The organism is Nocardia sp. CA-120079 (assembly GCF_050955745.1).
GTDB lineage: Bacteria > Actinomycetota > Actinomycetes > Mycobacteriales > Mycobacteriaceae > Nocardia.
Genome location: NZ_CP192088.1, coordinates 6743301 through 6758277 on the forward strand (window position 1 = coordinate 6743301; position 14977 = coordinate 6758277).

The 14977-nt window shown below is 66.8% G+C and carries 11 protein-coding genes; 7 read left to right on the forward strand and 4 right to left on the reverse strand.

Going from position 1 to position 14977, the window contains the following annotated elements; genetic code table 11:
• The first annotated feature begins 45 nt into the window (after window positions 1-45).
• Window positions 46-2460, forward strand: a complete 2415-nt coding sequence (gene treY, locus ACQPYR_RS31215; RefSeq protein WP_433635292.1) for a malto-oligosyltrehalose synthase — start codon at window positions 46-48, stop codon at window positions 2458-2460.
• Here the strand turns inward: treY and ACQPYR_RS31220 are convergent.
• On the reverse strand, window positions 2446-3630 hold the full coding sequence (locus ACQPYR_RS31220; RefSeq protein WP_433622469.1) for a DUF2235 domain-containing protein: 1185 nt from the start codon (window positions 3628-3630) through the stop codon (window positions 2446-2448). The two genes, treY and ACQPYR_RS31220, sit on opposite strands and share 15 nt — an antisense overlap.
• 311 nt (window positions 3631-3941) lie before the next feature.
• Here ACQPYR_RS31220 and ACQPYR_RS31225 point away from each other — a divergent pair, with 311 nt between their 5' ends.
• Window positions 3942-6638 carry a helix-turn-helix transcriptional regulator gene (locus ACQPYR_RS31225; protein WP_433622470.1) on the forward strand — a complete coding sequence of 899 codons (2697 nt, stop codon included), beginning with the start codon at window positions 3942-3944 and terminating at the stop codon, window positions 6636-6638.
• Between the two features lie 121 nt (window positions 6639-6759).
• Here the strand turns inward: ACQPYR_RS31225 and ACQPYR_RS31230 are convergent, their stop codons facing one another.
• Window positions 6760-6975 carry a hypothetical protein gene (locus ACQPYR_RS31230; RefSeq protein WP_433622471.1) on the reverse strand — a complete coding sequence of 72 codons (216 nt, stop codon included), beginning with the start codon at window positions 6973-6975 and terminating at the stop codon, window positions 6760-6762.
• Window positions 6976-7060: 85 nt separating this feature from the next.
• Here ACQPYR_RS31230 and ACQPYR_RS31235 point away from each other — a divergent pair, with 85 nt between their 5' ends.
• A complete protein-coding gene (locus ACQPYR_RS31235) occupies window positions 7061-7495 on the forward strand; it encodes a nitroreductase family deazaflavin-dependent oxidoreductase (protein WP_433622472.1) in 435 nt (144 codons plus the stop codon).
• 84 nt (window positions 7496-7579) lie between these two features.
• Window positions 7580-8938 carry a threonine ammonia-lyase IlvA gene (gene ilvA / locus ACQPYR_RS31240; protein ID WP_433622473.1) on the forward strand — a complete coding sequence of 453 codons (1359 nt, stop codon included), beginning with the start codon at window positions 7580-7582 and terminating at the stop codon, window positions 8936-8938.
• Window positions 8939-8997: 59 nt separating this feature from the next.
• Here ilvA and ACQPYR_RS31245 read toward each other — a convergent pair whose 3' ends face one another.
• Window positions 8998-10248, reverse strand: a complete 1251-nt coding sequence (locus tag ACQPYR_RS31245; protein ID WP_433622474.1) for a serine hydrolase domain-containing protein — start codon at window positions 10246-10248, stop codon at window positions 8998-9000.
• 99 nt (window positions 10249-10347) lie between these two features.
• On the reverse strand, window positions 10348-12072 hold the full coding sequence (gene treZ / locus ACQPYR_RS31250; protein WP_433622475.1) for a malto-oligosyltrehalose trehalohydrolase: 1725 nt from the start codon (window positions 12070-12072) through the stop codon (window positions 10348-10350).
• Between the two features lie 105 nt (window positions 12073-12177).
• Between treZ and ACQPYR_RS31255 the strand changes: the two genes are divergently transcribed.
• From ACQPYR_RS31255 to ACQPYR_RS31265, 3 genes are all read left to right on the forward strand, one after another.
• Window positions 12178-12792: a class I SAM-dependent methyltransferase gene (locus ACQPYR_RS31255; protein ID WP_433622476.1), complete on the forward strand. Its 615-nt coding sequence runs from the start codon at window positions 12178-12180 to the stop codon at window positions 12790-12792.
• Window positions 12793-12840: 48 nt separating this feature from the next.
• Window positions 12841-13413 carry a TetR/AcrR family transcriptional regulator gene (locus ACQPYR_RS31260; RefSeq protein WP_433622477.1) on the forward strand — a complete coding sequence of 191 codons (573 nt, stop codon included), beginning with the start codon at window positions 12841-12843 and terminating at the stop codon, window positions 13411-13413.
• A 164-nt stretch (window positions 13414-13577) separates the two neighbouring features.
• Window positions 13578-14777, forward strand: coding sequence for a Cmx/CmrA family chloramphenicol efflux MFS transporter (locus ACQPYR_RS31265; RefSeq protein WP_433622478.1), 1200 nt, complete (start codon window positions 13578-13580; stop codon window positions 14775-14777).
• Window positions 14778-14977: the final 200 nt, after the last annotated feature.

The following is a 14977-nucleotide window of genomic DNA, read 5'->3' on the forward strand; positions in this document are numbered from 1 at the left end:
CCGCCGATGACCGAGACGCCGAAGATCGAGACGCCCAAGTCCGATATGCAGACCCACCACACCGACCCCATCTCCCGTGGCCGCACCCCGGCCCGGCAGACGACGGTCCGCAGCACCTACCGACTCCAGCTGCGCCCCGACGCGTTGACCTTCACCGATGCCCGCGCGATCGCGGAATACCTACAGCAGCTGGGTATTTCGCATCTGTACCTCTCGCCGATCCTCACCGCGACGGTCGGTTCGACGCACGGGTACGACGTCACCGATCCCACCACGGTTTCGGCGGCCCTCGGCGGCCCGGCCGGACTCAAGGCACTCGCGGACGAAGTGCGCAGTCGCGGCATGGGTTTGATCGTCGATCTGGTGCCCAACCACGTCGGCGTGGCCGATCCCCGGCAGAACCCGTGGTGGTGGGATGTGCTGCGCAACGGCCGCGAATCACAGTTCGCGCATTTCTTCGATATCGACTGGAGCGCGGGCAATGGCGCGGGCGGCCGGCTGGCGCTGCCGGTGCTGCAGAGCGAAAACGATCCGGCCGCACTGACGGTGGACCGGACCGGTTCGGAACCGATGCTGGCACTGCACGATCTGCGCTTCCCCATCGCGGCGGGCACCGACGGCGACAATGCGCTGCGCATCCACGACAAACAGCACTACCGGCTGGTCAGCTGGAAGGCCGGGTTGTGCACCTACCGGCGGTTCTTCGCGGTCGGCAGCCTAGCTGCGGTGCGCCAAGAAGATCCCGAGGTCTTCGAGATCACCCACCGCGAACTGGCCGCATGGTGCGAACACGATCTGATCGACGGCGTCCGGGTCGACCATCCGGACGGATTGTCCTATCCCACCGCGTATCTGACGAAGCTGCGTCGGCTCATCGGCCCGCACCGGCTACTACTCGTGGAAAAGATCCTCGCCAACCGCGAACCCTTGGACAAGACGCTGCCGGTCGACGGCACCACCGGCTACGACGCACTGTCCGACTACGGCGGCGTGCTGATCGACCCCGACGGCGAACAGACGCTGACCGAACTGTCGCGCAAAGTCGCCGGGCACGGCAGCGACCGCGCCTGGATCGGCGAAACCGAACACCGCATCAAACGCGCGGTGGCGGAGAACATCCTGGCCCCGGAGATCCGGCGCCTGGTCGCCGCGATCAAGCGCGACGCGCATGCCGAAAGCTTCGACACCATGGCATTGACCAATGCCACCATCGAGGTGCTGGCCTTCATGCCGGTCTACCGGGTGGATTACGCGCCGCTGGCCGGTATGACCGGCGCTGTGGTCGCCGAGGTGGAGAAGCGCAACAGCGAACTGACGGTGCCGCTGAGCGTGCTGGTGGCGGCGCTGGCGTCCGACGGCGAGGCGGCCGTTCGATTCAGCCAGGTCTGCGGTGCGATCACCGCGAAGGCCGTCGAAGACACCATGTTCTACCAGGCGGCGCGGCTGGTATCGCTGCAGGAGGTGGGCGGCAATCCGGCCCGATTCGGCCACTCGCTCAACGAATTCCACCTGTCCAATAGCGAACGCGCGCAACGCTGGCCCGCCACCATGACCACACTGTCGACGCACGACACCAAGCGCGGAGAGGATGTGCGCGCCCGGATCGGGTTGCTGTCCCAGGCCGCGGAGACCTGGGCGCGTGCCGTCGAATCCTGGCAGGAGATCACCCCGGGTCCCGACGGCGCGACGACGTTGTTCCTGCTGCAGAACATGTTCGGCGTCTGGCCCGCCGACGGCCGACCGGCTTCGTCGGTGGCCGGACTGCGCGAGCGACTGCATCTGTTCGCGGAGAAAGCGATTCGCGAGGCCGGTGTTCATACCTCCTGGGAGGAAGCGGATGTCGAATTCGAGAAGCAGGTGCACGGCTGGCTGGATGCGGTGATCGACGGTCCGGTCGGTTCCGAAATCGGTGATCTGGTGCACGAACTCGCCCCGCACGCCTGGTCGGATTCGCTGTCACAGAAGCTGCTGCAGCTGTGCGGGCCCGGAATTCCCGATATCTATCAGGGCTGCGAGCTGTGGGAGGACACGCTCGTCGACCCGGACAACCGCCGCCCGGTGGATTTCGCGGCCCGTGCCGGACTGCTGCAATCACTTACCGGCACACCGGCTCTGGATACCACCGGCGCGGCCAAGATGTGGATCGTCGCCTATGCGCTGTGGTTGCGCCGCGAACGTCCGGACTGTTTCGTCGGCGGCACCTACCTGCCGCTGTTCGCCACCGGCGAGCAGGAAAGCAGGCTGGTCGCCTACGCGCGCGGCCGGGCCGGTGAGACGCCCGAGGTGATTGTGGCCGCCACCCGGCACAGCCTCGGTCTGTCCGAAACCGGGTGGGCCGATACCACTTTGGAGTTGCCACAGGGCAACTGGACCGACCGGCTTACCGGCCACACCTTCCAGGGCCGGGCGCGATTGGAAAAACTGTTCGCCCGGCTGCCGGTGGCGCTACTCGTGCGCTGAGGGCTCCTCCGGCGAGATGGCCGTTACCGTGCCGGTCTTCTCGATCAGCGTCTCGGGCACCATTCCGTCGTTGTCCTTCAACCAGCGCCGCAGATTCGCGGGTCGGTAGTCCGTGGCGTCGTGCGCGGTGGAGGCCAGGCGCACGCCGCGGTCCCCGTCGGTGTACAGCCGCCGCCAGGAATCCCAGTAGAACCGCGGGTTCCTCGGCTGGCGAATGGTGCGCAGCACATTGAGGATTCGGTATCCGATGCCGAGCGAGCGATGCAATTCCATATGCTTCGCACCCGAGGCAGCGCACCGCTGGGACAGGCCCTCCAGCCGCTCGCGGTCGAAGACGAGTCCGACCGCCTCGGCCTGTTCGACCATCCAGCGCAGCGTGATATCGGAGAGTCCGCATTCCTTGTAGCCGCCGCCGACATCGCTGTGCACGCCCTCGAACCAGACCTGCTTCACCCGGTCGTAGTCGTGGGAGTACTTCACATCCGGTTCGATCGGCACCTCCCAGAGGCACGGTTCGAAATTGCGTCGCCGCTCATCGAGTGCCAGGGCCTGCCGCGCGCAGTAGACATTGCGCCCGAGCTTCACATCGTGGAACCGGTGTCGCAGCGACGTCAGTCCGGGCACGCCGAGTGCGCCGACGGTATCGAAGACCCCGATGAAGTCGATCTTGGCCGGAGCGTCCCAGCAGTTCGCCTTGCGGAAGTCGATCCACTCCTGCGGCTCCTTCGGATCCGGGTTCTCCGGGGTCCGCGGTGGCGTGGGCTGATGGTGAATCCGCAAGGCGTCCGGGTACTTTCCTTCGATCATCGCATCGGGTGTCATGATTCCGATGCGGCCGATCAGACCGGCCAGGCTACGCGCGGTGTACGCACCGCGGCTGAAACCGAAGATGTAGATCTCGTCCCCCGGCTGCCAGTTCAGTGCCAGATGCCAGTACGCCGAGGACAGATTCGCCTCGAGTCCGAGTCCGAACGCACCACCCATCAGGCGGTCGGCCAGGAAGCCGCGGGCGCCTGGCCCGGATACGTAGCTGACCCACTGCGGGATCGACTCCCCCGACGGTCCCGGCGCCTCGTACCGGATCGTCTGCGCGATCTTGATGATATTCGATACCGTGTTGCTGGATTCGGCCTTCCAGGTGCCGTCGCAGCAGACCACCAGTCGTTTCATGAGTAGATCCTCCGCCCCGATTACCGTCGAAACCTGCGTACTCGACTACCCGAATCATCGACGGGTCGACGCGGGATGTTAATGAAATTGTTGTCTTTCAACGCAAAAGACCCGAGCCGAGCGGGATTCTCGCGAGTATTCCTGCGCGGCTACAACCACGTGGGGTCCCCGAATAGGGATGGGGATGACGAGGTCGAGGGGCGCACCGAAGGTGCCGATACCGATGGTCACCGCACATCCGATCGGCTTCTACCGAAGCGTCGACGACAGGGGTCGGTCACTCGGGTTCGGTCGGCGGTTACGGTGAGCAGATGCTCCACGGAAGAGAAGTCGAACAAGCTCGGATAGATCGGCTTCTGGAGGCGGCTCGGGCCGGACGCAGCGGGGCGCTCGTGGTGCGCGGCGAGCCAGGGATCGGAAAGACGGCGCTGTTGGATTATGCGGCGGCGCAGGGGATCCCGGCTGTACGCAGTGCTGGAATCGAGTCCGAGGCGGAGTTGCCGTTCGCGGGGCTGCATCTGCTGATCAAGCCGGGAATGGCACTGGTGGACGGGTTGCCCGCACCGCAGCGGGATGCGCTGCGCGGGGCGTTCGGTCTGGCGCAGCATGATCCGGCGGATCGGATGTTGATCGGGTTGGCGGTGCTGTCACTGCTGGCCGAGGAGGCGGCCGAAGGGCCGCTGCTGTGTTTGATCGATGACGCGCACTGGCTGGATCGGGCGACGGCGGAGACGCTGCTGTTCGCGGCGCGGCGACTCGATGCCGAGGGCGTGGTGATCATCTTCGCGACTCGGACCGGCGAGCAGGATTTTCCCGCGCCCGGCCTGCCCGAACTCGCGCTGACCGGCCTGGCGCAGGAGTCGGCGGCCGCGCTGGTGGACAGTCGCGGTCCCGATCTTTCGCCCGCCATCCGGTACCGGTTGCTCGCCGAGGCGGGCGGTAATCCGCTGGCGCTGCTGGAGCTGCCCGCAGTTTTGGCGGCCGAGGGAGCCGATTCCGGTCATGGGCCGAATCCCCTGCCGCTGACACAGCGGCTCCAGGTGGCATTTCACGGCCAAGTGACCAGACTGCCTTCAGCCACCCGGACGTTGCTTCTGATTGCGGCCGCGGCGGGCACCAACGATCTCACCACGGTGCTGCGCGCGGCCGACGAACTCGGGGCGCAGCTATCGGACCTACAGCCCGCCGCGGACGCGGGGTTGGTCGGTAGTGATGGCGTGAGCGTGAGTTTCCGGCATCCCCTGCTGCGTTCGGCGGTCTACCAGGGTGCGCCTCTGACGCAGCGGCTCACCGCGCATGCCGCCCTCGCCACCGCACTGACCGAACCGGAGAACGCCGACCTGCGCGCCTGGCATCTGGCCTCGGCAGCGACCGGACCGGATGAGACCACCGCGGCAGCGCTGGAGGACACCGCCGATCGCGCGCGCCGGCGCAGCGGCTATTCCGGCGCCGTCGCCGCGTACGAACGCGCCGCGGGTTTGAGTACCGACACGAGTGCTCGCGTTCGACGGCTGGTGGCTGCCGCCGAAACCGCCGGTGAGGCCGGGCAATTGGACCGTGCCGGCCGACTGGCCGATCGCGCGGCTGGTTTGAACACCGACCGAATGCTCGGGGCCCGACTGGATCTGGTTCGCGCCACCGCGGAATTCGGTGCGGGCAAACCACTCTCGGCGCATCAGCTATTGCTCGCAGGTGCCGATCTGGTGCGCACCGACGATCCGCCTCGTGCCGCGCGCATCCTCATGCAGGCGGTGCACACGGCCTGGTACCTCGGCGCACCGGAACTCGCCGAGATCGCCGCGCACATCAACGCATTGGACCTGCCCGACGCCGAACCGATGACACCCATCGCCCGTTACACGGTCGCGGGCATCGACGGCCGATTCACCATCGACCTGCGCGACGCGGCCGCGGCCGCCCGCCGCAACGGTGCGGACAGCCCGCGCGATCTGGTGCAGATGTGCGGCGTCGGGCTGGTCGTCGGCCAGGACGAACAGGCCGCGGAGCTGGCGCGGACCCTCATTGCCGAATGCCGCGAACAGGGCCGCATCGCATTGCTGCCGACCCTGCTGTTCTTTCGCGCCGAGACCGAACTTTTCCTCGGCCGACCGCGCGAGGGTCGCATCGCCGCACTCGAAGGACTGCGGATCGCCGGGGATATCGGGCAGCGGCATTGGATCAGCCAGATGTCGAGCTATCTCGCCTATCTGGCGGCATTGGAGGGGCGCGAACAGGATTGCCGCGAGTTGGTCGACCGTGCTCTTGCCGAGGAACTCGGCGGCGCGGCCGCGCCCGGCGCACCGTGGACCCAGGCGGCGCTCGGCGTGCTCGACCTCGGTCTCGGCAAGGTCGACAGTGCGCTGTCCCGGCTGGAGCTGTTGCGCGTCGAACCCGCCCGCCACCACGTGGTCGGCCTGCGCGCCCTACCGGATCTGATCGAGGCGGCGGTACGGATAGGCAACGCGCAGCGAGCAGGTGACGCACTGGATCGCCTCCGCGGCTGGGCGAAGGTCTCGCAACAAGAGTGGGTCACCGCGCTGGTCGAGCGCTGCCTGGCACTGACCGGGCCGGAAGCCAAGGCGGAGAGCCACTTTCAAGCCGCACTGGCATGCGGCGGGCGCCCCTTCGAACAGGCCAGAACCCAATTGCTTTTCGGTGAATGGCTACGACGCAACCGTCGAAAGTCCGAGGCGCGCAACCAACTTCAGCCCGCATTGGAAACCTTCGACCGTCTCGACGCCGCACCGTGGGCCGAACGCACCCGCACCGAACTCGCCGCCCTCGGCGTCGGTACCACAACCCGCCCCACCACGGGCATCCTCGCCCGCCTTACTCCCCAAGAACTCCAGATCGTCCGCCTCGCCGCCCAAGGAATGTCCAACCGCGACATCGCCGCCCAACTCTTCCTCAGCCCCCGCACCGTAGGCCACCACCTCTACAAGGCCTACCCCAAACTCGGCGTCCTCTCCCGCACCGAACTCCCCGACCTCCCCCTCGACGTCGCCTAGGCCTCGATCAAGATCAGGTGGCACTGGTGGCTGGGCTTCTCGACCGATGCCACCATGGATTCCACCTGATCTTGAAATGCCCGCGGAGAGCGGCCCTGCTCAACGACGATGCACCGTTTGCCTACGCTGTGCCGCGCGCGCCGACCTGGCCGATAACCCAGCGGCCGGTTCCGACTCCGGCGGCGACCAGCACGGCGACCTGCAGCGACCCCGTGATCAGCGCGAGGACAAGGCAGATGACCAGACCGAGGGCCATCGCCTCGAGTTTGTACATCGGCCACGCACTGCCGGCGATATCCACCGCCGTGGGGCGAGCCTGAAGGGGGACCACTGCCATGTCGTCAGGCTACACGGATGGGGAAGTTCGGGCTACCTAACATTTCGACGGGAACAGAGGCGGGCGCCGCGTTGTTGCCGGTGTCATGCCATTGACAGGTGAGTACGCACCGAGCACATCCGATTGGGCCCGTGAGCAGGCCGAGCTGATCGAGAATTCCGGCGGCACCGAGGGCCTGACCATGCAGGGCAAGCCCGTCATCGTCCTGACCACCAAGGGCGCGAAGACCGGGCTGCTGCGCAAGACCGCACTGATGCGGGTCGAGCACGACGGCGAGTACGCGGTCGTCGCCTCGCTGGGCGGCGCGCCGAAGCATCCCGTCTGGTACTGGAACATCAAGGCCGAGCCGCATGTCGAGCTGCGTGACGGCGCCGTGAACAAGGACTACACCGCGCGCGAGGTCTTCGGCGAGGAGAAGGCGCTGTGGTGGGCGCGGGCGGTCGAGGTCTGGCCCGATTACGCGAACTACCAGACCAAGACGACCCGCGAAATTCCGGTTTTCGTGCTGACCCCGCGGTAGCTCCGGCCGGGAAACCGACCGAAGCACTTCTCCGACGCCCACCCGACGCGTCCGCCCGACGCGGCGGGTGGCACCATATTTCGAGTGTCCAATCCGCTCGAGCTCCTCGACGACCAGTCCACCTCTCGTCCCGCGCTGACCGCACACGAGATCGACGCCGCCGCCAAGCGGATTGCCGACATTATCGAGCCCACCCCGCTGCAGCACAGTCCCCGGCTGTCCGCGCTGACCGGGGCGCAGGTCTACCTCAAGCGCGAAGACCTCACCGCCGTTCGTTCCTACAAGCTGCGCGGCGCCTACAACTTGATCGTGCAGCTCACCGACTCCGAGCGAGCCGCGGGCGTGGTCGCGGCCAGCGCAGGCAATCACGCCCAGGGCGTGGCCTTCGCCTGCAATGCGATGGGCATCAAGGGCCGCATCTATGTGCCGACCACGACACCGAAGCAGAAGCGTGACCGCATCCGAGTGCACGGCGGCGAGTTCGTCGAGTTGATCGCGGTGGGGGAAACCTACGACGCCGCCGCGGCCGCCGCCGCCGAGGATGTCGAGCGCACCGGCGCGACCATGGTGCCGCCGTTCGACGACCCGCGCACCGCGGCGGGACAGGGCACCATCGCGCCCGAATTCCTGGAACAACTCGGCGGTCGGACCCCCGACCTGGTGGTGATCCCGGTAGGCGGCGGCGGTTGCCTGGCGGGCATCGGCACCTACCTGCGGGAGCGCTCGCCGAGCACCGGCATCCTCGGGGTGGAGCCGGCGGGCGCGGCCTCGATGACCGCGGCTCTGGTCGCGGGCGGCCCGGTAACGCTGCCGGAGATCGATCCGTTCGTCGACGGGGCGGCCGTGCGCCGGATCGGCCGACTGCCCTATACGGCGATCGCCGCATTCGGCGGCCGGGTGGTCTCGCACGGCTCGCTGCCGCTGCTGACCGCGACCGAATCACCAAGTGGTGCAGGCGCTTTCCGCATGATGCAGGTCGACGAGGGCGCGATCTGCACCACCATGCTCGAGCTGTATCAGAACGAGGGCATCATCGCCGAACCCGCGGGCGCGCTGTCGGCGACGGCGCTGGCCGAAATCACGATCGAACCCGGTTCGACGGTGGTGTGCCTGGTCTCCGGCGGCAATAACGATGTGTCCCGCTACGGCGAGATCATCGAGCGCTCGCTGGTGCACCGCGGCCTGAAGCACTATTTCCTGGTGGATTTCCCGCAGGAGCCGGGCGCGCTGCGGCGCTTCCTCAACGAGGTGCTCGGTCCCGACGACGACATCACCCTGTTCGAGTACGTCAAGCGCAACAACCGGGAAACCGGTGCAGCGCTGGTCGGTATCGAACTCGGTGCGCCGGAGGGGCTCGGCCCACTGCTGAAGCGGATGGAAGACTCGCCGATCCAGTGCGAGCAACTGGATCCCGGCTCCCCGGCTTACCGCTACCTCACCTAGAAAAAGCGCTGGACCCCGAACCGGCCGCGCGATATTGTCCGCGCGGCCGGTTCCAGCGTTTATGCGGCCTCTGGGGTCTCCACCACGGTGACGGACCGGCGGGACGTTCGCACACCCGTCATGACCATCGGCAACAGCCAACCGGCCGCGGCCTGGTCGAAGCTCAGCTGCGCGGCCGAGAGGCGATTGTGGACGAATCCGACCGACAGGCCGAGGCGGGGTTCGGCCCAGCCGAAGGAGCCGCCGAGGCCGATATGGCCGAAGCCGCCGCGTGCGCCCGGCATCGGCAGTGAGTGATAGCCGAGGCGCCAGAGCATCGGCGCGTAGAACAAGGTGCGGTCGAGCCGGTAGGTCCGAATTCGACTGAGCGCCTTGATGGTTTGCGGCGTCAGATACTGCACGCCGCCCGCCATGCCGCCATTGGCCAGTGCGCCGTACATGGTGGCCAGCGCCGGGGCGGTGCACACGCCGTTGCCAGCACCGAGTTCGGTATCGAGAATCGGCGGGATTTCGCCCTCCAGGATGGTCTCCAATCCGGGCAGGAACAGGCACCGCGCGGCCGCGCCGAGCGCACCGGGCAGACCATAGCTGCGACCCAAAACCCTTGTGCTGACCGGCTTCCCGATCAGACTGAGCTGGGATCCCGCCAACGGCGCATAGACGGTCGATGATTGCGCGGACGGCTTGCCCAGGTGCAGCCCATCGATGCCGAGCGGTTCGGCGACCTCGGTGCGGAACAGCTCCGCCATCCCCTGGCCGGTAATGGCGCGGGCCAATCCGGCGAGCAGCCAACCGAAGGTGAGCGCGTGGTAGGCCGGAGTGCCGAGCAGACGATCGGGTTTCGCGGCGGCGAGACGCTGCTCCATCAGCTGGTGGTCGAGCACATCCTCGAGCCCGGCCGCGATCGGGTTGAGACCACCGAGTCCCGCGCTGTGCGTCATCACCTGACGAATGGTGATCTCGCCCTTGCCGTTCTGGCCGAACTCCGGCCAGAACTCGGCCATCGGCGCTTCGTAGTCGAGCAGACCCCGATCGGCCAGCCGGTGGATGACCGTCGCGGTGATGCCCTTGGTGGCGGAGAAGATGATCGCGCCGGTGTCCTGGCTCCAGGGTTTGTCGCCCGCGCTCCCGGTCCAGATATCGACCAGCGGCTCACCGCGCAGATGGACGGCCAACGCGCCGCCCGCCCCCCGACGGCGCCCGAAGACCCTCGCGAATGCGCGTACCAATGGTGCGAATTCGGTGGCGGCGCTGCCACCCACCCCATCGGGGAGATTCGCTAGGTCCCCGGGTGAAGCCACGTTGCTCATATTCCAAAGGTAATGGCGCTGGTCACACTCGGCAATATTGTGTCTCGGACAGTTATATTCAGGAGGTTTTCGGTAACCGGGTTCCGACCTGGGGTTCTGCTATGCGCCCGTGAGTATCACGAACGAGTGGCCCGGTATCTCCGTCGCGAAGACGCCTTCGGTCGCGGGTTCCCAAGACAGCAGCGAAAGACCAGCAATAGGCACGGTGACCTGCTCTTCGGAGAGATTGCACACCAGCGTCAGCGGGCCGCGGCGCACCGCGATCCAGCGGGCATTCTCGTCATAGTCGACAGATACATGCGTGAGCTGCGGGTCCGTTATTTCGGCTCGCTCGCGTCGCAAACCGATCAGCTTTCTGTAACAGGACAGCAGCCGTATGTGGCGGTCATGTTCGAGTTCGGACCAATTCAGTTTCGACCGCAGGAAGGTTTCGGGGTCCTGCGGGTCCGGAATCTCGTCGCTGTCCCAGCCGTGTTCGGCGAATTCCTCCTTGCGGCCGGTGGCGGTGGCGGCCGCGATCACCGGATCGGTGTGTGAGGTGAAGAACTGGAACGGGGTGCGCGCGCCCCACTCCTCCCCCATGAACAGCATGGGCGTGTATGCCGAGAACAGCACCAATGCGGCTTTGATCGCCAGTTGTCCGTCGGTCAGGTAGGCGCTGGGACGGTCCCCGATCGCCCGATTGCCGATCTGATCATGGGTGCAGGTATAGGCGAGCAACGCGCTCGCCGGGATGAGCCGGGTATCGATCGGACGGCCGTGGATGCGACCGCGGAAGCTGGAATAAATTCCGGCGTGAAAGAATCCGCGCGTCAGTGTCTGGGCCAGACAGCGCAACGAACCGAAATCGGCGTAGTAGCCTTGGCGTTCACCGGAAACCGCGGTGTGCACCGCATGGTGCAGGTCGTCGTTCCATTGACCGGTCAGGCCATAGCCGCCCGCCGCGCGTGGGGTGATGAGCCGCGGATCGTTGAGGTCGCTCTCCGCGATCAATGTCAGCGGCCTACGCACATGTGCGGCAAGGGATTCGGTGTCGGCGGCCAGTTCGGCGAGCAGGTGGGTGGCGGTGCGGTCGACGAGCGCGTGTACCGCATCGAGTCGCAGTGCGTCGATATGGAAATCGCGCAGCCAGCGCAGGGCGTTGTCGATTATGAAGCGGCGCACCGGATCCGAGTACGGACCGTCCAGATTGAGGCTCTGCCCCCAGGTATTGCGACCTTCGGTCAGATAGGGCGCGAAGCGGGGCAGATAGTTGCCGGAGGGACCGAGATGATTGTGGACGACATCGAGGGCGACCGCCAAACCCCTTGCGTGGCAGGCATTCACGAAGCGCTGCAAACCGTCGGGTCCGCCGTAGGGCTCGTGGACCGCATACCAGAGCACACCGTCGTAGCCCCAGTTGTGGCTACCGTCGAAGGCATTGACCGGCATCAACTCGACCATGGTTACGCCGAGTTCGACGAGGTGGTCGAGGCGCTCGACGGCCGCGTCGAAGGTGCCCTCGGGGGTGAAGGTGCCCAGATGCAGTTCGTAGATGATCGCGCCCGCCAGTGGGCGGCCGGTCCAGTTCGCATCGGCCCACCCGGCCGGATCGAGAGCGTGCAGCGCCGAGCGGCCGTGCACGCCGTCGGGCTGGCGCGCCGAGCGCGGGTCGGGCAGGACGGTCGGGTCGTCGTCGAGCAGGTAGCCGTAGCGCGTGCCCGGTACGGCGTGCACATCTGCCCGCCACCAACCGTCAGGCGACCTTGTCATCGGATGTAGGGCGCCATCGACCTCGATGCGCACCCGTTCCGGTAGCGGGGCCCATACCTCGAACAAGGTCACCGAGCCAGCATCGCATGTCGGCGATCGCACGGCCCGCCGACACAGGACCGCCCTTTCGGCAGCTGACCATTGCCTGCGGCGCGCCGGCCCTGACAGAGTGGGTGCGTGGGCGTCTACAACGATCAGTTCGTGCCGCGGCTGGTGAATCTGGTCTGCGGGGCCAAGATGAACAATCCGCAGCGCGAGCGCGCCTGCGCCGGACTGCACGGGCGGGTGATGGAGCTCGGCTTCGGATCGGGACTGAACATCCCGTTCTATCCGGCTACCGTCGAGTCGATCAGCGCCGTGGAACCCGCCGACCTCGGCTGGCGCCTGGCGGACAAGCGGCTGGCCAAGGCCACCGTGCCGATCGAACGCGCCGGGCTCGACGGCCAGTCGCTGCCCTTCGCCGACAACAGCTTCGACTCCGCACTCTCGACCTGGACTATGTGCACCATTCCGGATATCGCGGCCGCGCTGGCCGAGGTGCGCAGGGTGCTCGTTCCCGGCGGAACCCTGCATTTCGTCGAACACGGGCTCGCGCCGGATCCGGGCGTCCAGGCGTGGCAGCACCGGTTGAATCCGATCGAGAAGGCGATCGCGGGCGGCTGCAATCTCGATCGCGATATTCGCGGCACCGTCGAGAGCGCCGGATTCGAGATCCGCGAGCTAGACGAGTTCTATGCGGACGGACCCAAGTTCCTCGCCGCGCTGTCGCTCGGGGTCGCGGTCTCGCCATAGCCAGATCCATATTGGACCGATTAATTCAAAACGTGCTAGCTTGAACCCATGGCACGACCGAAGGCATTCGACGAGGATCGGGCGGTGGACGCGGCCATGCGGGCGTTCTGGTCCGCGGGCTACGAGGGCACTTCGACCCAAGACCTCTGCGACGCAACAGGTCTGGGCCGCAGCAGTATCTACAACACCTTCACCAGTAAGCACGAACTGTTCGACCGGGCACTGCGGCGGTATATGAGCGGCAAGAACGCCTCGATCTTCGAAGTGCTCGACGGCGACCTGCCCGCGCGGGCGAAGATCCGCACATTACTGCGCCAGACCATCGACGCACCGGCCGACGACCCCATCGGCTGCCTGGTGGTCAACTCGACGGTCGAGTTGGCGCCGCGCGATCCGGTGGTGGCGGCGACATTGCGCGCCGACCTGGAGCGCAGGCTCGACGCACTGACGGGGGTTATCCGCGCGGGCCAGCGGTCCGGCGAGATCGACGCAGGCAAAGATGCTCGCACGCTGGCCCATTTCGTGATCACCACGATCAGCGGCATGCGCGTCGCGGCACGCGGTGGAGCCGATAAGGACACCCTGGAGGCGATCGCCACCACAGCGTTGAGTGTGCTCTAACTCCACCACTGCCGCCATCAACGTCGAATCAGGGCGCAATAGCGGGGAACCAGACCACCGGCGCGCCGCTCGCCCGGCACAGCATTCGACACCCGAGCAGCCCAGCCTTGTTTGCTTTTTGCCTGAATTTTGAACTGATCAATCCAAAATGAGAGAGGGCTGCGATGCCGTTCGCCGTCTACATACTCGGGCTATCCATATTCGCCCAGGGCACCTCGGAGCTGATGCTCTCCGGACTGCTCACCCAAATGGCCGCCGACCTCGGCGTCTCCATACCCCAAGCGGGCCTGCTGATTTCGGCATTCGCACTGGGCATGCTGGTGGGCGCGCCCGCGCTGGCCGTGATCACCCTGCGCTGGCCGCGCCGCGCCGCACTGCTGGCCTTCCTCGGGGTGTTCATCGCCGCCCATGTGGTGGCCGCGTTGACCCCGGGTTACTGGGTGCTCTTCGGAACACGGGTGGTCGGCGCATTCGTCTACGCCGGATTCTGGGCGGTCGCCGCGACCACCGCACTGAGTCTGGTGCGGGAGAACGCACGCGGCCGGGCGATGGCCATTGTCGCCGGCGGGCTGACGGTGGCCAATATCGTCGGGCTCCCGGCGGGTACGGTGATCGGCCAGCATCTGGGCTGGCGGGCCGCGTTCTGGACGGTCGCCATCCTGTCCGCGCTGGCCATGGCCGGGGTAGCAGCCAAGATTCCGGGCGAACGCCCCGCCGAGGTGCCGAACCTGCGCCGCGAACTACGCACCATGATCAATCCGCGCCTGTGGCTGTCCTACAGCACAACAGCGCTCTCGACCGGCGCGCTGTTGGTCACCTTCGCCTACCTCGGCGCACTCCTGGCCCGCACCACCGGAATCACCGAGAGCTGGATTCCCTTGGTGCTCACGTTGTACGGCATCGGCGCGCTGCTCGGCATCACGGTCGGCGGCCGCGCCGCCGATGCCCATCCCTTCCGCGTACTGACCATCGGCATGATCGGGTTGACCATCATCTCGGCAGTGCTGGCGCTCACCGCGACCATGCCCGCGCCGGTCGTAATCCTCGTATTCCTGTTGGGCGCCTTCGGATTCGCCACGAATCCCGCACTGAACACTCGGGTATTCGCACTGGCCGGGGCCGCACCCACCCTCGCGACCGCAGTCAACTTCTCCGCATTCAATGTCGGCATCACCGTCGGACCGTGGCTCGGCGGCCTGGCCATCGGCGGCGGCCTCGGCTACCCGTCGGTCGCCTGGATCGGCGTTGCGCTCGGCTTCGCGGCACTTGCCACCGTCGCATGGGCAGCCGCGCTACACCGTCGAGCCCAGCAAGTCGAGACGGTCAGCGCGGCGGATCGGGCCATGGTCGAACTCACGGTCTGAATACGGACCACCGCAACGCTTCTCGATCGGCCCCTCGTCGAGGCGAATACCGCGCGGACTGCCCGACCTTCGCCGTCGCCGCGACTGCTCGAACCCGCACAAGGGTTCGGGCAGTTGGGCGTTTCGCCCCGCAGCGGACAGCTCGTGCCCGCGCACCGTCTTCCGCACAGCTTCTCGCCGAAACACGCACGATCTGCGGG